Origin of the sequence: uncultured Gemella sp., from assembly GCF_963525165.1 — a bacterium.
In the GTDB taxonomy this organism is placed as follows: Bacteria; Bacillota; Bacilli; order Staphylococcales; family Gemellaceae; genus Gemella.
This window is the reverse complement of sequence record NZ_CAURJN010000001.1, coordinates 22367-40984: the sequence shown is the minus strand read 5'-3', so window position 1 is coordinate 40984 and position 18618 is coordinate 22367. Positions and strand designations below refer to the sequence as shown.

The 18618-nt window shown below is 33.2% G+C and carries 27 protein-coding genes; all 27 read left to right on the top strand.

What is annotated here, in order from left to right:
• The first annotated feature begins 185 nt into the window (after window positions 1-185).
• The 27 genes from RWQ74_RS00275 (at window position 186) to rpsH (ending at window position 18611) form a co-directional block, all read left to right on the top strand.
• Entirely contained in the window at window positions 186-2507 is a 2322-nt protein-coding gene (locus RWQ74_RS00275) for an ATP-binding cassette domain-containing protein (protein ID WP_314395714.1), read from the top strand.
• A gap of 335 nt (window positions 2508-2842) precedes the next feature.
• Entirely contained in the window at window positions 2843-3769 is a 927-nt protein-coding gene (locus tag RWQ74_RS00270; RefSeq protein ID WP_314395712.1) for a YdcF family protein, read from the top strand.
• 350 nt (window positions 3770-4119) lie between these two features.
• Window positions 4120-4584, top strand: coding sequence for a tRNA adenosine(34) deaminase TadA (tadA, locus tag RWQ74_RS00265; protein WP_314395788.1), 465 nt, complete (start codon window positions 4120-4122; stop codon window positions 4582-4584).
• Between the two features lie 425 nt (window positions 4585-5009).
• The gene (locus RWQ74_RS00260) at window positions 5010-5825 is read left to right on the top strand and encodes a methyltransferase domain-containing protein (protein WP_314395710.1); all 816 of its coding nucleotides are present in this window, start codon (window positions 5010-5012) and stop codon (window positions 5823-5825) included.
• Between the two features lie 42 nt (window positions 5826-5867).
• Window positions 5868-6146, top strand: a complete 279-nt coding sequence (locus tag RWQ74_RS00255; protein ID WP_003144200.1) for a hypothetical protein — start codon at window positions 5868-5870, stop codon at window positions 6144-6146.
• A 69-nt stretch (window positions 6147-6215) separates the two neighbouring features.
• The gene (locus RWQ74_RS00250; protein ID WP_314395709.1) at window positions 6216-7265 is read left to right on the top strand and encodes a competence protein CoiA family protein; all 1050 of its coding nucleotides are present in this window, start codon (window positions 6216-6218) and stop codon (window positions 7263-7265) included.
• 12 nt (window positions 7266-7277) lie between these two features.
• A complete protein-coding gene (gene dprA / locus RWQ74_RS00245; protein WP_314395707.1) occupies window positions 7278-8168 on the top strand; it encodes a DNA-processing protein DprA in 891 nt (296 codons plus the stop codon).
• Between the two features lie 26 nt (window positions 8169-8194).
• Complete coding sequence (locus RWQ74_RS00240) at window positions 8195-8869, top strand: hypothetical protein (protein WP_314395705.1); 675 nt, start codon at window positions 8195-8197, stop codon at window positions 8867-8869.
• A gap of 252 nt (window positions 8870-9121) precedes the next feature.
• Window positions 9122-9772 carry a nitroreductase family protein gene (locus RWQ74_RS00235; protein WP_314395703.1) on the top strand — a complete coding sequence of 217 codons (651 nt, stop codon included), beginning with the start codon at window positions 9122-9124 and terminating at the stop codon, window positions 9770-9772.
• Between the two features lie 169 nt (window positions 9773-9941).
• Window positions 9942-10607: an HAD family phosphatase gene (locus RWQ74_RS00230; protein ID WP_314395701.1), complete on the top strand. Its 666-nt coding sequence runs from the start codon at window positions 9942-9944 to the stop codon at window positions 10605-10607.
• Window positions 10608-10685: 78 nt separating this feature from the next.
• Window positions 10686-11072 carry a hypothetical protein gene (locus RWQ74_RS00225; protein ID WP_314395699.1) on the top strand — a complete coding sequence of 129 codons (387 nt, stop codon included), beginning with the start codon at window positions 10686-10688 and terminating at the stop codon, window positions 11070-11072.
• Window positions 11073-11419: 347 nt separating this feature from the next.
• On the top strand, window positions 11420-11728 hold the full coding sequence (gene rpsJ / locus RWQ74_RS00220; protein WP_003147624.1) for a 30S ribosomal protein S10: 309 nt from the start codon (window positions 11420-11422) through the stop codon (window positions 11726-11728).
• Between the two features lie 19 nt (window positions 11729-11747).
• Window positions 11748-12410: a 50S ribosomal protein L3 gene (gene rplC / locus RWQ74_RS00215; protein ID WP_003144195.1), complete on the top strand. Its 663-nt coding sequence runs from the start codon at window positions 11748-11750 to the stop codon at window positions 12408-12410.
• Between the two features lie 32 nt (window positions 12411-12442).
• Window positions 12443-13066: a 50S ribosomal protein L4 gene (gene rplD / locus RWQ74_RS00210; RefSeq protein WP_048802796.1), complete on the top strand. Its 624-nt coding sequence runs from the start codon at window positions 12443-12445 to the stop codon at window positions 13064-13066.
• Window positions 13066-13347, top strand: coding sequence for a 50S ribosomal protein L23 (rplW, locus tag RWQ74_RS00205; RefSeq protein WP_003144216.1), 282 nt, complete (start codon window positions 13066-13068; stop codon window positions 13345-13347). The genes rplD and rplW overlap by 1 nt, the downstream gene beginning before the upstream one ends.
• A gap of 35 nt (window positions 13348-13382) precedes the next feature.
• A complete protein-coding gene (rplB, locus tag RWQ74_RS00200) occupies window positions 13383-14213 on the top strand; it encodes a 50S ribosomal protein L2 (RefSeq protein WP_003144367.1) in 831 nt (276 codons plus the stop codon).
• Between the two features lie 87 nt (window positions 14214-14300).
• Window positions 14301-14579, top strand: coding sequence for a 30S ribosomal protein S19 (gene rpsS / locus RWQ74_RS00195; protein ID WP_003144310.1), 279 nt, complete (start codon window positions 14301-14303; stop codon window positions 14577-14579).
• A 34-nt stretch (window positions 14580-14613) separates the two neighbouring features.
• Window positions 14614-14949 carry a 50S ribosomal protein L22 gene (gene rplV / locus RWQ74_RS00190; RefSeq protein WP_060914794.1) on the top strand — a complete coding sequence of 112 codons (336 nt, stop codon included), beginning with the start codon at window positions 14614-14616 and terminating at the stop codon, window positions 14947-14949.
• A gap of 51 nt (window positions 14950-15000) precedes the next feature.
• A complete protein-coding gene (rpsC, locus tag RWQ74_RS00185) occupies window positions 15001-15654 on the top strand; it encodes a 30S ribosomal protein S3 (protein WP_314085910.1) in 654 nt (217 codons plus the stop codon).
• 3 nt (window positions 15655-15657) lie between these two features.
• Window positions 15658-16083 (top strand): 50S ribosomal protein L16, encoded by a 426-nt coding sequence (gene rplP / locus RWQ74_RS00180; protein ID WP_003144099.1) that lies wholly within the window; start codon window positions 15658-15660, stop codon window positions 16081-16083.
• Window positions 16083-16292: a 50S ribosomal protein L29 gene (gene rpmC, locus RWQ74_RS00175; RefSeq protein ID WP_003144404.1), complete on the top strand. Its 210-nt coding sequence runs from the start codon at window positions 16083-16085 to the stop codon at window positions 16290-16292. Before rplP ends, rpmC begins: the two co-directional genes overlap by 1 nt.
• Window positions 16293-16306: 14 nt before the next feature.
• Complete coding sequence (gene rpsQ, locus RWQ74_RS00170; protein WP_003144356.1) at window positions 16307-16570, top strand: 30S ribosomal protein S17; 264 nt, start codon at window positions 16307-16309, stop codon at window positions 16568-16570.
• Between the two features lie 39 nt (window positions 16571-16609).
• Window positions 16610-16978, top strand: coding sequence for a 50S ribosomal protein L14 (gene rplN, locus RWQ74_RS00165; RefSeq protein ID WP_003144098.1), 369 nt, complete (start codon window positions 16610-16612; stop codon window positions 16976-16978).
• Between the two features lie 36 nt (window positions 16979-17014).
• Window positions 17015-17320 (top strand): 50S ribosomal protein L24, encoded by a 306-nt coding sequence (rplX, locus tag RWQ74_RS00160; protein WP_003144415.1) that lies wholly within the window; start codon window positions 17015-17017, stop codon window positions 17318-17320.
• A gap of 31 nt (window positions 17321-17351) precedes the next feature.
• Window positions 17352-17891, top strand: a complete 540-nt coding sequence (gene rplE, locus RWQ74_RS00155; RefSeq protein WP_004633597.1) for a 50S ribosomal protein L5 — start codon at window positions 17352-17354, stop codon at window positions 17889-17891.
• Between the two features lie 22 nt (window positions 17892-17913).
• Complete coding sequence (rpsN, locus tag RWQ74_RS00150; RefSeq protein ID WP_003144337.1) at window positions 17914-18183, top strand: 30S ribosomal protein S14; 270 nt, start codon at window positions 17914-17916, stop codon at window positions 18181-18183.
• A 32-nt stretch (window positions 18184-18215) separates the two neighbouring features.
• Window positions 18216-18611: a 30S ribosomal protein S8 gene (gene rpsH, locus RWQ74_RS00145; RefSeq protein WP_314085903.1), complete on the top strand. Its 396-nt coding sequence runs from the start codon at window positions 18216-18218 to the stop codon at window positions 18609-18611.
• The last annotated feature ends 7 nt before the right edge of the window (window positions 18612-18618 follow it).

The following is an 18618-nucleotide window of genomic DNA, read 5'->3' as shown; positions in this document are numbered from 1 at the left end:
TTTTGAGAAATTACGATTTTTAGTTACTCCTCTTGTTTTAGGAATTATCTTAAAATTTATTTTATGTTTGGTCACTTAGGATATTACTTTTAGGGATTAGAAGTTTGTGTTATAATGGGAATTATGGAAATGATTTATGTAAACAAATTATCATTTTCAATGAAATTAGATTAGGAGGACATAGAGTGTTAGAACTTAAAAATATAGTTAAGAAGTATAATACTGGTGGTAGTGAAGTAGCAGTACTAAAATCTGTAAATATTCATTTTAGAGAAAATGAATTTGTCTCGATTTTAGGAGCAAGTGGAAGTGGAAAAACGACGCTATTAAACATTATAGGTGGTTTAGATAAATATACATCTGGTGATATGGCTCTTATGGGGCGTTCTACTAAAGAGTTTAAAGATAGAGATTGGGATAGTTATAGAAATGGGACTATAGGTTTTGTATTTCAAAGTTATAACTTAATATCTCATTTAAGTGTTATTGAGAATGTAAAATTAGCTTTGTCTATCTCAGGGCATTCTAATTCAGAAAATCATGAAAAAGCTAAGAAAGTATTAGAAGATGTTGGATTAGCGGAACATCTGTATAAAAAACCTAATCAACTTTCTGGAGGTCAGATGCAAAGGGTGGCGATTGCCCGTGCATTAGTAACTGATCCAAAGATTATTCTTGCTGATGAGCCTACAGGAGCGTTAGACAGTAAGACTAGTGTTCAAATTATGGAACTTATTAAAGAAATAAGCAAGACGAAGTTAGTTATAATGGTAACGCACAACCCAGAAATAGCGAAAAAATATAGTGATAGAATAGTGCGAGTTAAGGATGGAGAGATTCAAGAGGATACAAATCCGTACACAGTTGAAGAAATCGCTGATAATGGTTTTGCTTTGAAGAAAACTTCGATGGCATTTGGTAGTGCAATTAAATCTAGTTTTAAGAACCTTCTTACGAAGAAATTCCGTACGTTTATGACAGTTGCCGCTAGCAGTATAGGGATTATTAGTATAGGTCTAGTATTGTCTATTTCATCGGGAATGGATAAATATATTCAAACAATGCAAAACGAAAATTTATCATCGATGCCGATTATGATTAGTGCAAATCAGGTAAATTTCGGACTTAGTGTTGATGATGACAATTCAGAAAAAGATTCTAATGCCTCAGAATTAGTACCGAAGTCTAGCCGTGATATACATAGAAACTTGTATTCGGTGGATGCATTAGGAAATGGAGAAACATTTATAAACTATATTCAAAATAATGCAAAGGATTATTATTCTGCGATTGAATTTACTCAAGGATATACGATACAGGCGTTGACTAAAAATGCAAAAGGTGATGTAATTGCTGTAAAACAAGAGCAAGATGCATTAGGCGATGCTATTTTTGGAGTATTACCAGAAGATAAGAATATGATTATGAATCAATATGAAGTGGTAAAATCATCTAAAGATAATTTTGAATATCCTAGCGATAATGAAGTTGTATTATTTACTGCGAAAAATAACGAAATCGACAAAGCTACGTTGAAAGCGTTAGGTTTTGATGAAAATTCAAAAGTTAAGTATGAAGATATTATTGGAAAAGAATTTAGCGTTATAGATAATAATAACTATTATAGAAAAATTGGTGATGGTTTTGTTCCACGTGATGTTGATACTAAGATGTATGATTCGGGAATTAAGGTTAAAGTAGTGGCTATATTAAAAGCTAAAGATAGTTTTACTAGACCTCAGATGACAATCGGATATACAAAATCATTGCAAAATAAGATGCTGGAAAAAGAGGCTAAATCTGATATTGTAGTTGCGCAAGAAAAGGACAAAACTGTAAATGTGGCGACGCGTCAGAAGATTGATGCGGACATGGCTGATCAGATTCTTGCGACAATAGGTGGGAAATCTACACCGAGTGCAATTAATATTTATCCGAAATCTTTCAATGATCGTGACAAAATAGCAGAAGTTATTAATAATTTTAACAAAAAAGTGGCTGAAAAATATGGTTCAGATAGTGCAGATTATCACAAATATAGTATCACATATGCGGATATGGCGAAGCAGATGACAACGATTATGTCACAGATGATTAATACTATTTCATTAATCTTAACAGCATTTGCAGGAATCTCATTGATTGTATCATCTATTATGATTGGGATATTGACGTATGTATCCGTAGTGGAAAGAACGAAGGAAATTGGTATTTTACGTGCGATTGGTGCTCGTAAAAAAGACATTACAAGAATTTTTATAGCAGAAGCAGGATTAATCGGATTTATTTCCGGTGCTGTAGGTGTAGTGGTGACTATGCTTCTATCTATTCCTATTAGTAGAGCAGTTGCTAAGGGACTAGAAGTGGAGAGTTTTACAGCGTCATTAAATGCTAAAGCCTCAATAGGATTAATAGCTCTTAGTTTAGTACTAACACTTATAGCTAGTATCATTCCATCGAGAATAGCTGCGAAGAAAGACCCAGTAGAAGCGTTAAGAACTGAATAATAAATAATATGAGGAATAGTAGATTACGTTATAATCGTAAAGTTGAGAAAAAGTGCAACTTCCGGTAGTTAAATCGAATCTAATATTCCTCGTTTTTCTGTTTATTGCGTGGGTAATAGTGAATGAAGTCTACAGACAATTATCGTTGATATTTAAGTACAATTGACATGTTTTTAAGTTTACAATATAATTTATATTATACATGTATTAAGTAGGGGTTTTTTATGATTGTAGGTTCATTTATAGTTTTTGTAATATTTCTCCTGTTGTTTTTATTTGTTCTGTATTTAGATAGAAGAAATTTATTTCTAGGGATATTTTTTATAGCGACAGGTTTGAGTTTTATTTTTTATGTAATGACTTTTATTACTAACCATGCGGAAGACAATAGATTTTTATACAATTTAGGTGTAGTATTGCTTGTTATAGCGGTGGCAACATTTACTCTGATACCAATTGTAGTAGTAATTCTGTTTTTATACAATTCATTTATGCTTATTAGAAGAGAAGGATTAAGGATTGGGAACCTACTGAGTCTAGCTACATTTTTCTTACTTGTAGGTTATTTTACATATTGGCCACGTGTTTCTACCTACACACGTGACAATATTCTGTTAAACATACTTTATGTTTATGTCAGTTTAGTAGTTTTATATTTTTTATGCATAGCTATGTCTTATTTAGTATCTAGTGTTCTAAATTTTATTAATATCTTACCGAGAAAGATTGATTATGTAGTGGTCTTAGGTGCAGGATTGATTGGTGAGAGGGTAACACCACTTCTTGCTAGCAGAATAAGAAAAGGGATAAAAGTTTATAAAGCTAATCCTGGGAGTAAGCTAATCATGTCAGGAGGTCAAGGTCCTGATGAACTAGTATCTGAAGCCTTTGCGATGAAAAACTATGCTCTTGAGCAGGGGATTGATGAAAATGATATAATTCTAGAAGATAAATCGACTTCTACCGAAGAAAATATTATTTTTTCGAAGAAATTTATTCCAGTTGATAAAAGTTTCGCTGTGGTGACGAATTATTATCATGTCTACCGAGCATTAGTCCAAGCAAGAACTCTAGGTTTTAGATGTATTGGTTATGGAGCACCGACAAAATTCTATTTTACGCTAAATGCCTTCATTAGAGAATTTATTGGATATCTATATTTCAAAAGAAAAATACACGCTATAGTTCTAGGGATGCTGACATTCTTGTTTATAGCCATAATTATATTTTTAAATGTATATTATTGGCTTAATAATCACTAGGGTTTAAGAAGGGAGACTTAACAAAATTAGTTTTGAAATTAATTTTGTTAAGTTTTTTTCTATCGTGGCTGCCCCGAAAGCCCTAAATTTTAACAAGGTTTATATAAAAACTCATAGACGCAGTGGTTTATTGATATCTAAATTCGCTTTATAAAAGCTTTTTAGATATCTAATAAACTGTGCGGGGATGACTCTAAAAAATCGATTTCTTCGAAATAACGATTTTTGAATCACTCCCTTTTTAAATTCAGGGAACAAATGAATTTCTATACTGTCTATTTTTTACCCCTATTGATTTCTAAATATGATATAATTAATTGAAAAAAGTATTTGTGGAAGGATGTAGTGGTGTGAAAGATCATTCTTATTATATGGAGATGGCGTTAGAAGAAGCGCGGAGAGCTTACGCTAAAGGGGAAGTTCCGATTGGGGCTGTGCTAGTTATTGATGATAAGGTTGTTGCGAAGGCTCATAATACTCGTGAAGAAAATCAACAGGCGTTGAACCACGCAGAGATGTTAGTTATTAAAGAAGGTTGCGAGAAGCAAGGTTTTTGGAGACTTGACAATAGTTATTTGTATACTACTGTTGAGCCTTGTGTTATGTGTAGTGGAGCAATTGTTCAAGCTAGAGTTGAAAATGTTATTTATGGTGCGAGTGATCCTAAGTACGGTTGCTGTGGTAGTTGCATTGATTTAGTAGGTGAGAATGAATTTAATCATCAGGCTAAGGTTATCTCTGGGGTGCTTGAAGAAGAGTGCTCTATGCTGATGAAGAATTTTTTTAAAGAGTTAAGAGAGCGAAAAAAGAAATAACGGTTTAATATATTAGGGTTAATACAAAGATCTTAAATTTTTTAAAAGTTCATATAAAAACTCATAGATGCAAGGTTTTATTGATATCTATATTCGCTTTATAAAAGCTTTTTCGATAACTAATAAACCACTGCGGAAGTGGCTTGACGAAATCAATTTTTCCGAAATCACGATTTCTGAGTCTCTTCCGTATAAAATAATAAAAAATATTAATATATAAATATAATGACGATAAAAATATTCTAAAGGATTGTGTCGTCATTTTTTGTTTTAAAATAGTGGAATGAAATCGGTAATTAGTTAATAAAAATAAAGTTTTGAAGAAAACTGAAAAAAATGAAATTTTCTAATATTTTAGCCGTTTTTTGCTATCAATATTGAAGGAAATTTGATACAATAAACTTAGAAAGTATAGAGGCGTTTTAATGAGAATAGAGAATGTAATAAAGAAGTTTAATCAAGAAAAAATATACCTTTGTCCAAAGTGTTTATCAGAGTCTTGTATAGAGAATATTAGTTTGGTTTGTAGTAATAATCATCGTTATGATTTTTCTAAAAAAGGATATATTCATTTAATAAATAATTATAAGCCTACAAAATATAGTGAAGAGTTGTTTAAAGCTCGTAGCGAAGTTTTTGGTAATGATTTTTATGCGAATGTTTTAAAAAATATCCAAAATTTAGTTGAAAAGTATGCTGAAGATGTGGTGTTAGACATCGGGTGTGGAGAAGGCTATTACATCAAGAAGTTAAAGACAGTATTTCCTGAGAAATATTTTTATGGTCTAGACAATAGTAAGGACGCGATAGAATTAGCTGTTAAAGAGGATAAATTGAATCCATATATGGTTGCTAACTTAGCTAATCTTCCGTTCAAAGACGGCAGTGTTTCGTGTATCTTGAACATATTAACACCAGCAAATTATGAAGAATTTTTCAGAGTGCTTGGAGATGAAGGATATTTGATTAAGGTTATTCCGAATGCTAATTATCTAAGAGAAATTAGAGAATTGATCGGTGGTAAGGAATATACGAATAGTGATACTGTGAGTTTAATTGAGGAGAATTGTACTATTGTGGAGAGGATAACGGTGAGTGATACATTTGAATTAACACAAGCTCAAGCAGCGGGTTTTCTAAAGATGACACCTTTAACATTTTCTAAAGTTATCACAGATGCTGATATAGATAAACTAAAAGAAATTACGATAGATTTGGAGCTTTTAGTTTGTAAAAGGTAATATAAGTTTAATAAAGGGGAAAATTATGAAGGAGGAGATATTATGAACGCAAGTAAATACGATCATGTAGTAGAGGTAAAAAAACATGCGAAGGTACCTTGGTATAAAAGGTGTCTTGACTTTTCTTTAGAAGAGGATATGGACTTTATGCAAGGGATGTATGATAGACAGAAAAACTTTTACTTATGTGAGAAAGGTAGTAAGATTTACTTAGTAGACAGTGATAATCATGAAAATGAAATTACGTGGATGGATCTTACGAATTTTATAGAAGTAGAAGTAGATGATTCTGTTTATAGAAAATACAGGTATTTAAAGTAAATTGACAATTGAATAAGAGGCGTTAGAAGTAGTTTGTAAGTGTAGTACGAAAAAAAGAGGAGAAACATTATGTACGTGGCATACGATAATAAAGATGAAGTTTTTAATGCATTGGATAGCGATATAGAAAAGGATAAGGAGTATCACTGTCCGATATGTGGAGGGAAAGTGATTTTTAAAAAAGGTGTGAAGATTCAATCGCATTTTGCTCATGCTAAAAATTGTTCTTGTGAGTTTGAAACTTACAAGAAAGAGAGTAGTGAACATCTAGAAGCGAAGAAAGATCTTTATGAACATTTTAGAAAAAGATATCGTAATGTGGAAGTCGAACATATTTTTAAAACAGGGGAAAATAATGATATTCAAATAGCTGATGTATTTATTAAAGATAATAGCATAGCTTTTGAGTATCAAAGATCAGTTATTCCTTTTGATCTTATTAAAGCTAGAACAAGAGGATATATGAAAGCTGGATTGAAGTTAATCTGGTTAATTGATACAAACAAATTTATAAAAGAATTAAAAAGTTACGATGGTATAAGTTATATTAGATATGCACCATTTGTGGACAATTTTTTAAATTATTATCAAGGGAAAGTGTTCTTTTACGGTTGGGATAATATAAACAAAAAATTTGAATTCTATCAAATCTGGGCGCATAATCTAAAAAAACGAAATGCTGTTTGTATAAAAACTTCATTAAGTATTGATGAGTTTGATGTACCACTTGATTTAAAACTACTGGACAAGGATTTAACGTCGAAGTTATATCCATCGGATGTTGAAAATTATGTCTATGAACAAATTAAGTTCGATAAAACTGTAAAAAATAAAGTTTTAAGCATGTTCTATAATCAACATATAGAGTTGAATAATATTCCTGAAGTAATTGGTGTTAACATGTTAGAACAGGTACTTATTAGAACGCCACTTGTCTATTGGCAAGGATTAATGTATAGATTCTATAAAGAAGGCAAAAGTTATTCTGAACTTATAAGAATAATGAGCAATATTATAGAATTTAAAGATAGTATTTATATTAACAATGTTCAACAAGGGGAAATTTTCTTAAAAGTATTCAAAGCGTATTATGCTTTATTAGTAGAAAATGATAAGTAAGAGGACAAAATTATGGGGGAGTACATTGAGAGTTTTACAGATGAACAAAAAAGGGTGTTGCTTTCTTTAATAGCTATAGAGAAAGTTACAACTTTAAAGATGCATAGGGTGTTTAAAGATTTAAATGGCATAGAGAAGATTTTAGAATTATCTATTCCGGAGTTATCTGTGTATTTTGAAGATAATGCTGAGGAAGTTTATACCAAACTTCATAATAATATGGAGTTTGATTTCGAGAGTTATTTTGAATTTTATAATGTGAACTATATATTTTGTGATGATATTTATTATCCTAAGGAACTTTTTAGGGTTTATGATTATCCGTATGTTATCTTTTACAGAGGTAATAAGGATTTGCTACTGTTTAGGAGAAAGATTTCTATAGTAGGTAGTAGAAATAATACTTCATATTCGAAAGATGCTCTCGATAGTATAGTGCCGTATTTAACGATGAATAATTTTGTAATAGTTAGTGGTCTTGCTACAGGTGTAGATAGCCTTGCTCATGAGGGGGCTTTAAAAAGTAAAGGGGACACTATAGGTGTAATAGCTCATGGGCACAATATTATTTATCCGGAACAAAGTTATAAGCTCTATAAGGAGTTAGAACGAAACCATCTTATTATATCTGAGTATTTTCCAACTTCGCCTATAAGGAAATATAAATTTCTGGAAAGAAATAGGCTTGTTGCCGGTCTTTCATGTGCTCTTTTGGTGACGGAAGCGGCAAAGAGAAGTGGAACGCAAAGGACGGTGGATTTCGCCTTAGATGTAGGTTCTGATGTATTCTGCCTACCGGGAAAATTTGGCGATAAGATGAGTTATGCAATGAATGAGTACATTAAGGAGGGGGCGATACTTGTAAATAAATTAGAGGATTTTGGTAATGAATTAGGATTTTAGTGTAGATATTTGAAAGGATGATTATAATGACAGATATCTTATTTATTAATCCACTAGGTTGGGATAGATATATTTGGGCGAGAGTCTTAGAAAATATACCAGACCAAACCTTTGATTTTATTGAATTTACCGAAGAGAGTTTTAAATCTATATCAAAAAAAGAAATTGAGCAGGTGCTATTAAATAAAATGACAAGAGTAAGAAGAGGGGGTTATATTGTAACTGCTTCTTATGGTACGGTTGTTTTACTTAACGGTTTAGAGATTTTTAGTGAATACCTTGATGGTGTTAATTTAATTATCATCGAGGGCTTAGAACCTATACCTCCTGAATCGGTGTTAAAAACATATTTTGAACCAGAGATAAAGTTCACTAGTAAAGAAGAATATCTATCAAAGACACTTAGTGTAGAAGAGATGAAAGATGAGTTTTTGGTGGAGTTAATCCTAAAAAAACTGAGAAAAGAAGGTAGTGAATATATGGTGAGGCCGAACTCGCAAACAGAGTATGATTATTTATCTTTGTATGCGGGGGTAGATAATTTAGAACTATTAAAAAGAAGTAGGAATGTATTTAATAAACTTACAGTATTTTCTTACTTCAAGCTAATAGGGATGAATTATACGCAAATAGAGGAGTCAGATCATCTTCTTATGGTAACAAAACCACAGATGATCTTGGATATATTATTAGGGAAATAGAGAATTATGATAAATTTTATAGTGGAAAATTCGATGATGTGTAAAAGGAACACATTATTATTGCGATATAAAATTATTGTTTAAAGCAAGTAGCTGATTGAGATATTATTGGCTACTTGTTTAATTTTTATATTATAAGCTGTATTAGTTGATAGAAATTATCAAGTATAGTATAATTTACAAGTTGTTTAAGGTCAGAAGGTGATTTTACGGAGAGAATATATAAAATAGATTTATAGAAGGAGAAGATAAGTGAGAAACTTTTTTAATGCACTATTAGGTAAGAAAAATCCAGAGTTTTTTGAAGTGATAAAAGGAAGAAAATCAGTTAAGTATTTTGATACTGATGTTAAAATTAAACGTGAAGAAATTATAGAGATGTTAGATGAAGCGAATATTGCTCCTTCATCTTGTAACCTGCAACCTTGGAGATATATCGTTGTAGATACTCCTGAAGGAAAAGAGAAGTTAGGTAGTGCTAACTACAATAAAATTCAAAATGATACTTCTGCTGCGATGATTATTGTGCTAGGAGATTTAAACTACTATAATAAGTTTGATGAGATATATGGAGAAGCCGTAGAAAAAGGTTATATGACTCAAGAAGTTAAAGATGGCTTTGAAGAAGGTATGGTTCCTCAATTAGAAAAAATTCCGGTTGATAAAAATAGAGAAGGTGTTTACTTTGACTGTGGACTATGGACGATGCAATTTACTAATATAGCTTATGCAAAAGGGTATGACACTAATATTATTGGTGGATTTATGAGAGATAAAGTTGTTGAATTATTTGAGTTAGAGGAAAACCTAGTGCCTGTGATGTTAATTGCACTAGGTAAAAAAGAAAAAGATGGAAGACCGTCTATAAGAGTTAAAGCTGAAAAACTAGTAAGATTTGAATAATATAATAGTACTTTTGCTATAATATCGAAAATATAAAAGGGAGCAACTAGGTGGAATTGAAGTTTCAGTTTCAAAGTTGCTCTTTATTTCGTCCAAATAATTTTGAATTTTAGTAAATACATTATAAAATAGTAAATATATGTTTAAATAGAAAAAAAGGAGAAATAAAGTGGAAAAATTAGAAGCGGTAATATTTGATTTTGATGGAACGATAGTAGATACAGAAAAAGTTTACTATGAAAACATGCGTGACTTAACTGAAGAGGTATTGGGTCAAAAATTAGATAAGATGGACTACATAAAAAATGTTTCAGGAACAAATGAAGAAACAAGTAAGAGATACTATAACGAAAGATATGAAATGTCTAGTGAGGACTACGATAAGTTTGAAGCGGAGATTACTAAGCGTATTCTAGATAATTATCATAATGCGCCTGTATTACCAGGTATTGCGGAACTTATGGAATATCTACATACTCATGGGATAAAAATGGCAGTAGCTTCAAATGGAAAAAGAGAACATATTGAAACTGGTCTTCAAAGAAAAGGTTTTGAAAAATATATATCAGTTATAGCTACGAAAGAAGATAAGGTTACACCTAAACCAGCTCCGGATATTTATCTGTTAGCAGCTGAAAAATTAGGTGTTAGTATAAATAATGTTATAGCTATAGAAGATTCGCGACCAGGTGCATTGGCTGCGGCTGCCTCGGGGGCAACACTAATTTTACAAACAAATGATATTACGAAACATATGGATTTTACAGGAGTGGATTATAAATATAAAGATGTAGATTTAGTTGAAACAATTAAAGAAATTGTTGAGAAAAAATAGTATACAAAAACTAATCAGAGGAGTATAATAAAATTATTAAGAGTAATCTTAAAATCGAATATACAAAGGGAGACTGTTATGTATACGTCTAATTTAAAAATTAAAGAAGGATTTACTTCACATGCAACTACACCGCTTGGTGGAGAATATAAAATGTTTATAGAAGAAAGTAAAGATGGTCCAATGGATCTATTTGCTACAGCATACAATGGATGCATTAGTATGTGTGCAAAAGGATATTTCTTCAGAGCATACGAATTAGTAGATTTAGTAATTGAAACTGAATTGGTTGTTGATTACGATAATAGAAAAATTGTAGCTAATGTTCATGTAGATAGAACAGAAGAACAACTAGCTTCTGGAGATAGACAAGGTGTATTAGATAATATTAAACTACGTTGTAAAGTATCTCATTTATTATCTTCTGATTTAGAAATTCAATATAATATTTTACCGTTAAAATAAAATAAATAAACGAAAAAAACTTAGGGGGAAAAAACTCTAAGTTTTTTTAATTTTGGTGAAGAAAATAAATTATTTCTTCTATATAATATAGGTTATTTTAGCAAGAGAAAAATGAATAAAAAAATAGAAAACATATTCATAAAATTTTTTAAATTTTTTTTAACAAAACACTTGCAATATATGCTTTTACCATGTATAATAATTAATGTTGGTCTTGAAAAAGACTTGCGTTGAAGCGAAAGGTTACTGACACGCCCGGCCGCTTTGCCATGGCATGGCGTGCTGGAGAACTTTCGTGGAGAAGTCGCTACTAGATAGCGGCGAATAAATGTATAGGAGGAGAAATGATGGCAAAACAAAAAATTCGTATTCGTCTTAAAGGATATGATCACAGATTAGTAGATCAAAGTGCAGAGAAAATTGTTGAAACTGCAAAACGTTCTGGAGCAAAAGTTTCTGGACCAATTCCATTACCAACGGAAAAAGCAGTATACACAATCTTACGTTCAGTTCACATTTACAAAGACAGCCGTGAACAATTCGAACAACGTACACACAAACGCCTAATCGATATTATTGAACCAACACAAAAAACAGTTGACGCTTTAATCAGCTTAAACTTACCATCAGGTGTTGACATCGAATTAAAATTATAATTATAGGAGGTGACTTTCGATGACCAAAGGTATCTTAGGAAGAAAAGTAGGTATGACTCAAATCTTCGCTGAAAATGGAGAATTAATCCCAGTAACAGTAGTTGAAGCGAAAGGTAACGTCGTATTACAAAAGAAAACAGAAGAAGTTGAAGGATACAACGCAATCCAATTAGGATTCGACGACAAACGTCCTTACGACAAAGAGCGTAAAGACCGTTTAGTAAAAGTTGCGAACAAACCTGAACAAGGTCACGCAGATAAAGCTAACACTGCTCCAAAACGTTTCGTACGCGAAATCAGAGATGCAGAAGTTGCTAATTATGAAGTAGGTCAAGAAGTCCAAGTTGATATTTTTGCAGCAGGGGACTTAGTTGACGTAACAGGAGTAAGTAAAGGTAAAGGATTCCAAGGGGCAATCAAGCGTCATGGACAAAGCCGCGGACCAATGGCTCACGGTTCTCGTTACCACCGTCGTCCTGGGTCAATGGGACCTGTAGCACCTAACCGTGTATTCAAAGGTAAAGCATTACCAGGTCAAATGGGTGGAGTTACAGTTACTACTCAAAACTTAGAAATCGTAAGCGTAGATGTAGAAAATGGATTAATCCTAGTTAAAGGATGTATTCCAGGATCTAAGAAAAGCTTCGTAAAAATCCAATCAGCAGTTAAATCTGGTAAATAATCGGAAAATATACGGAAGGAGGAAATTAGATAATGCCACAATTAGATTTATTTAAACAAGACGGTACTAAAGTTGGTGCAGTTGAAGCTAATGAAGCAGTATTCGGAATCGAACCAAATCAACACGTTTTATTCCAAGCTGTAACTTTACAAAGAGCATCACTTCGTCAAGGTACACACAAAACAAAAGGACGTTCTGAAGTTTCAGGTGGTGGTCGCAAACCATGGCGTCAAAAAGGAACAGGTCGTGCTCGTCAAGGATCTATCCGTTCACCACAATGGCGTGGAGGTGGAATTGTATTCGGACCTACACCACGTAGCTACAGCTTCAAAATGCCTCGTAAAATGCGTCGTTTAGCGTTACGTTCTGCTTTATCTTCTAAAGTAGCAGCTAACGAAGTATTTGCATTAGAAAGTTTATCATTTGATACAATTAAAACTAAAAACTTTAAAGAAATGTTATCAAACCTTAGCCTAGAGAAAAAAGTATTATTCGTAGTTACTGAACTAGAAGAAAATACTGTTTTATCAGGAAGAAATATTCCAGGAGTTGAATTCGTTGAAACAACTGGTCTTAACGTATTAGACATCTTAGGAAGCAACAAGGTTGTATTCACTAAAGATGCAGTAGAAAAAGTTGGGGAGGTATTAGCATAATGGAAGCACGCGATATTATCAAACGCCCAGTACTAACTGAAAAAAGTTATTTATTAATGCAAGAAAATAAATACACTTTCCTAGTAGACACACGCGCTCACAAAACTCAAATTAAACAAGCTATCGAAGAAATCTTCGGTGTTAAAGTTGAGAAAGTAAACGTAATGAACTACAAACCAAAATTCCGTCGTGTTGGAAGATACGGTGGTTACACTAACAAACGTAGAAAAGCTATCGTTAAGTTAGCAGAAGGACAAACAATCGAAGGATTATTCGCTTAAGAATAACAAATACCATTAAGGAGGAAAAATGACAAATGGCAATTAAAGTATATAAAGCTATAACTAACGGTCGTCGTAACATGACATCATTAGATTTCGCTGAAATTACAACTAACAAACCAGAAAAGTCATTATTAGCGCCGCTACCGAAAAAAGCGGGAAGAAATAACCAAGGTAAAATCACTGTTCGTCACCACGGTGGAGGACACAAGAAACAATACCGTATTATTGACTTCAAGAGAAATAAAGACAATGTACCAGCAAAAGTTGCTACTATCGAGTACGATCCAAACCGTTCAGCGAACATCGCTCTATTACATTATGTAGATGGAGAAAAAAGATACATTATCGCTCCTAAAGAACTTAAAGTAGGACAAATCTTAGTATCTGGTGAAACAGCTGATATTAAAGTTGGTAATGCATTACCACTAGCAAACATCCCTGTAGGGACATTAATTCACAACATCGAACTTAAACCTGGTAAAGGTGGACAATTAGTACGTTCTGCTGGAGCAAGTGCTCAAGTACTTGGTAAAGAAGGTAAATACGTATTAGTACGTCTTAAATCAGGAGAAGTAAGAATGATCTTAGCAACTTGCCGTGCTACAATCGGTGAAGTTGGTAACGAACAACACGGACTAGTAAATATCGGTAAAGCCGGTAGAACTCGTTGGTTAGGTAAAAGACCAACTGTACGTGGATCTGTTATGAACCCGAACGATCACCCACACGGTGGTGGTGAAGGACGTACTTCAATCGGACGTAAATCACCAATGTCACCATGGGGTAAACCTACTCTTGGTAAGAAAACTCGTTCTAAAAAAGCTCGTTCAAACAAATTTATCGTACGTGCTAGAACTAAATAATAAATTAAAACAAAGGTTAGTTGGTGAGGAGCAAGTGCTCTTTACCAAAGCCTTAAGTATGCAAAGTATCGGAAAGGAGATAACACAATGGCTCGTAGTTTAAAAAAAGGACCATTCGCTGATCACCACTTATTAGCAAAAGTTGAAAAAATGAACGAACAAGAAAAGAAACAAGTAATTAAAACTTGGTCTCGTCGTTCAACAATCTTCCCAACATTCATAGGACTTACTTTTGCAGTATATGACGGAAGAAAACATGTACCTGTATATGTGACTGAAGATATGGTAGGACACAAATTAGGTGAATTTGCACCAACAAGAACTTACAAAGGTCACGTAGCAGACGACAGAAAAACAAGAAGATAATTATAGAAATTAGTAAAATCAAGGAGGCACATTCATGGAGTCAAAAGCAATGGCTAAGACAGTCCGCATTGCTCCTCGTAAAGTAAGACTAGTGTTAGACTTAGTACGTGGAAAAAAAGTGGGCGAAGCATTAGGAATTTTAGAATTCACAACTAAATCAGCTTCTTTACCAGTAGCTAAAGTAATTAAATCAGCTGCTGCTAACGCTGAACACAACTATGGAATGAATGTAGAAGACTTAGTAGTATCACAAGCATTTGCAAATGAAGGACCAACTCTTAAAAGATTCCGTCCAAGAGCAAAAGGTGCTGCAAGTTCAATCAACAAAAGAACAAGTCACATCACTATCGTTTTAAGTGATAACAAATAATAAAAATTAAGAAATTATAAAAGCTAAACTAGTTAAAGGAGGCTACAAACTGTGGGTCAAAAAGTACATCCAATAGGCTTACGTGTTGGAGTTATTCGTGATTGGGATTCAAAATGGTATGCGGAAAAAGATTTCGCTGCTAACTTACACGAAGATTTCAAAATCCGTGAGTTCATCAGTAAACAATTAAAAGACGCTTCAGTTTCTAAAGTAGAAATTGAAAGATTTGATAAGAAAGTAAACATTTCAGTACACACTGGTAAACCAGGTATGGTTATCGGTAAAGGTGGTGCTGAGATCGATAAATTAAGATTAGAATTAAACAAATTAACTGGAAAAAGAGTACACATTAATGTAGTTGAAATCAAAAAAGTTGATATCGACGCTAAATTAGTAGCTGAAAACATTGCTCGTCAATTAGAAGCTCGTGTATCATTCCGTCGTGCTCAAAAACAAGCTATCCAAAGAGCTATGAGAGCAGGAGCTAAAGGAATTAAAACTCAAGTATCAGGACGTCTTGGTGGAGCAGATATCGCTCGTGCAGAACACTACTCAGAAGGTTCAGTGCCACTACACACATTAAGAGCAGACATCGACTATGCTCACGAAGAAGCAGATACAACTTATGGTAAACTTGGAGTTAAAGTTTGGATTAACCGTGGTGAAGTATTACCAACTAGAAAATCTGAAAAAGGAGGTAACTAATTTATGTTAATGCCTAAACGTGTTAAATATCGTCGTCAACACAGACAATCAACAAAAGGTAAATCTAAAGGCGGAAACGTAGTAGATTTCGGTGAATTTGGATTACAAGCTACTACTGCAGCAAGAGTTACTTCTCGTCAAATAGAAGCTGCTCGTATAGCGATGACTCGTTATATGAAACGTGGTGGTAAAGTTTGGATTAAAATCTTCCCTCACATGCCTTACACTAAAAAACCATTAGAAGTACGTATGGGATCTGGTAAAGGTGCAGTAGAAGGATGGGTTGCAATTGTTAAACCAGGTAGAGTGATGTTCGAAGTTGCTGGAGTAAGTGAAGAAGTTGCACGTGAAGCTCTAAGACTTGCATCTCACAAGTTACCTGTTAAATGTAAATTTGTAAAACGTGAAGAAACAGGTGGTGAAGCATAATGAAAACAAATGAATTCAAATCAATGATTAGAGAATTAACTTCACAAGAGTTAGAAACAAAAATCAAAGAATTAAAAGAAGAGCTTTTCAACTTACGCTTCCAATTGGCAACTGGTCAATTAGAAAATACAGCTCGTATTAGTCAAGTTAGAAAATCAATCGCTCGTATGAAAACTGTTATTCGCGAAAGAGAATTAGCGAATAAATAATATAGGAGGCAAACATGACTGAGAGAAATGATAGAAAAGTTTACGTTGGAAAAGTAGTTTCTGATAAAATGGATAAAACAATCACAGTTTTAGTAGAAACTTACAAAAAACACCCTCTATACGGTAAACGTGTTAAATATTCTAAAAAATTCAAAGCACATGATGAAAACAATGTTGCTAAATTAAATGATATCGTTAAAATAATGGAAACTCGTCCATTATCTGCAACTAAAAACTTCCGTTTAGTAGAAGTAGTAGAAGAAGCAGTTATAATCTAATAAAACTAGGATAAACCCTAAGAAGGAGGCAAAAAGCGCATGATTCAACAAGAAACACGCTTAAAAGTGGCTGATAACTCAGGAGCAAAAGAAGTTTTAACAATTAAAGTTCTAGGTGGTTCAGGACGTAAAGTTGCTAACATTGGTGACGTAATTGTATGTTCTGTTAAAAAAGCAACACCAGGTGGAGTTGTTAAAAAAGGTGAAGTAGTTAAAGCCGTAATCGTTCGTACAAAAACAGGAGCTCGTCGTAACGACGGTTCATATATTAAATTTGATGAAAATGCTTGTGTAATTATCCGTGATGATAAGAGCCCACGTGGTACACGTATTTTCGGACCAGTTGCTCGTGAATTAAGAGACGGTAACTACATGAAAATCGTATCACTAGCTCCAGAAGTATTATAATATAAAAAGTACAGTAAAGAAGGAGGTTAACAAGAAATGTTCATTAAAAAAGGTGATAAAGTTGTAGTAATTACTGGTAAAGACAAAGGTAAAGTTGGTACAGTAATCGAAGCTCAACCTAAAAAAGATCGTGTTGTTGTAGAAGGTGTTAACATCATTAAAAAACACGTTAAGAATTCTCAAGATGCACCTCAAGGTGGAATCGTTGAAAAAGAAGCAGCAATTCACGTATCAAACGTAATGTTACAAGATCCTGAAACTGGAAAAGCGACAAGAGTACGTTTCGAAACAAAAGATGGTAAGAAAGTACGTATCGCAGTAAAATCAGGAAAAGAAATATAATAATAGTTGAAGAAAGGAGGCACTATTTTAGATGGCTCGTTTAGAAGATAAATTTAAATCTGAGATAACAAAAGAATTAATGACAAAATTTGAGTACAGCAGTGTTATGCAAGTACCAAAAATTGAAAAAATCGTAATTAACATGGGTGTAGGTGATGCTGTGCAAAACTCTAAAGCCCTAGACAACGCAGTAGCAGAATTAGCTTTAATTTCTGGTCAAAAACCATTAGTAACAAGAGCTAAAAAATCAATCGCTACTTACAGACTTCGTGAAGGTATGCCTATCGGGGCTAAAGTTACTTTACGTGGAGAAAGAATGTATGAATTCTTCGATAAATTAGTAACTGTAGCACTTCCACGTGTACGTGACTTCCACGGTGTTTCTAAAAAAGCATTCGATGGTCGTGGTAACTACACATTAGGTGTTAAAGAACAATTAATTTTCCCTGAAATTGATTACGATAAAGTAAGTAAAGTACGTGGTATGGACATCGTTATAGTAACTACAGCTAACACAGATGAAGAAGCTCGTGAGTTATTAGCACAATGTGGAATGCCATTCGCAAAATAAGAAAGGTGAGGTAAAAAGACACATGGCTAAAAAAGCAATGGTAGAGCGTGAATTAAAACGCCAAAAATTAGTTGACAAGTATGCAGCTAAAAGAGCGGAATTAAAAGCTAAAGGTGATTACATCGGACTTAGCAAACTTCCAAAAAACTCAGCTCCAGCTCGTCTACACAATCGTTGTAGCATAACTGGACGTCCTCACGGATACATTGGAAAATTTGGAATCAGCCGTATTAAATTCCGTGAATTAGCTTACAAAGGACAAATTCCTGGAGTTAAAAAAGCAAGTTGGTAATATATTAGTAGAAGAAAGGAGGATTTATCCTAATGACAATGACAGATCCTATCGCAGATATGCTAACACGTATTCGTAATGCTAACATGGTTAAACACGAAACATTAGAATTACCTGCGTCAAATATTAAAAAGCAAATTGCAGAAATCTTAAAACAAGAAGGTTTCATCAGCGATGTAGAATACATCGAAGATAACAAACAAGGAAAACTTAAACTTACTCTTAAATACTCAAAAGGTGAAAGAGTAATTAAAGGAATTAAAAGAATTTCAAAACCTGGTTTACGTGTATACGCTAAAGCAGATGAACTGCCAAGAGTATTAAACGGACTAGGAATAGCAATCGTATCAACTTCAAATGGAGTTGTAACTGACAAAGTTGCTCGTAAAAATAACACAGGTGGAGAAGTATTAGCTTACATCTGGTAATATTATA

What these genes read in the sequence shown, in the direction of transcription:
- rpsS (WP_003144310.1), top strand. Translation starts at nt 14,301, where the DNA reads ATGGCTCGTAGTTTAAAAAAAGGACCATTCGCTGATCACCACTTATTA.
- rpsN (WP_003144337.1), top strand. Translation starts at nt 17,914, where the DNA reads ATGGCTAAAAAAGCAATGGTAGAGCGTGAATTAAAACGCCAAAAATTA.
- rpsQ (WP_003144356.1), top strand. Translation starts at nt 16,307, where the DNA reads ATGACTGAGAGAAATGATAGAAAAGTTTACGTTGGAAAAGTAGTTTCT.
- dprA (WP_314395707.1), top strand. Translation starts at nt 7,278, where the DNA reads ATGGGGGAGTACATTGAGAGTTTTACAGATGAACAAAAAAGGGTGTTG.
- rplD (WP_048802796.1), top strand. Translation starts at nt 12,443, where the DNA reads ATGCCACAATTAGATTTATTTAAACAAGACGGTACTAAAGTTGGTGCA.
- RWQ74_RS00225 (WP_314395699.1), top strand. Translation starts at nt 10,686, where the DNA reads ATGTATACGTCTAATTTAAAAATTAAAGAAGGATTTACTTCACATGCA.
- rpsH (WP_314085903.1), top strand. Translation starts at nt 18,216, where the DNA reads ATGACAATGACAGATCCTATCGCAGATATGCTAACACGTATTCGTAAT.
- rplV (WP_060914794.1), top strand. Translation starts at nt 14,614, where the DNA reads ATGGAGTCAAAAGCAATGGCTAAGACAGTCCGCATTGCTCCTCGTAAA.
- RWQ74_RS00250 (WP_314395709.1), top strand. Translation starts at nt 6,216, where the DNA reads ATGTACGTGGCATACGATAATAAAGATGAAGTTTTTAATGCATTGGAT.
- rpsJ (WP_003147624.1), top strand. Translation starts at nt 11,420, where the DNA reads ATGGCAAAACAAAAAATTCGTATTCGTCTTAAAGGATATGATCACAGA.
- rplB (WP_003144367.1), top strand. Translation starts at nt 13,383, where the DNA reads ATGGCAATTAAAGTATATAAAGCTATAACTAACGGTCGTCGTAACATG.
- RWQ74_RS00240 (WP_314395705.1), top strand. Translation starts at nt 8,195, where the DNA reads ATGACAGATATCTTATTTATTAATCCACTAGGTTGGGATAGATATATT.
- RWQ74_RS00255 (WP_003144200.1), top strand. Translation starts at nt 5,868, where the DNA reads ATGAACGCAAGTAAATACGATCATGTAGTAGAGGTAAAAAAACATGCG.
- RWQ74_RS00260 (WP_314395710.1), top strand. Translation starts at nt 5,010, where the DNA reads ATGAGAATAGAGAATGTAATAAAGAAGTTTAATCAAGAAAAAATATAC.
- rplP (WP_003144099.1), top strand. Translation starts at nt 15,658, where the DNA reads ATGTTAATGCCTAAACGTGTTAAATATCGTCGTCAACACAGACAATCA.
- rplN (WP_003144098.1), top strand. Translation starts at nt 16,610, where the DNA reads ATGATTCAACAAGAAACACGCTTAAAAGTGGCTGATAACTCAGGAGCA.
- rplX (WP_003144415.1), top strand. Translation starts at nt 17,015, where the DNA reads ATGTTCATTAAAAAAGGTGATAAAGTTGTAGTAATTACTGGTAAAGAC.
- rplW (WP_003144216.1), top strand. Translation starts at nt 13,066, where the DNA reads ATGGAAGCACGCGATATTATCAAACGCCCAGTACTAACTGAAAAAAGT.
- rplE (WP_004633597.1), top strand. Translation starts at nt 17,352, where the DNA reads ATGGCTCGTTTAGAAGATAAATTTAAATCTGAGATAACAAAAGAATTA.
- rplC (WP_003144195.1), top strand. Translation starts at nt 11,748, where the DNA reads ATGACCAAAGGTATCTTAGGAAGAAAAGTAGGTATGACTCAAATCTTC.
- rpmC (WP_003144404.1), top strand. Translation starts at nt 16,083, where the DNA reads ATGAAAACAAATGAATTCAAATCAATGATTAGAGAATTAACTTCACAA.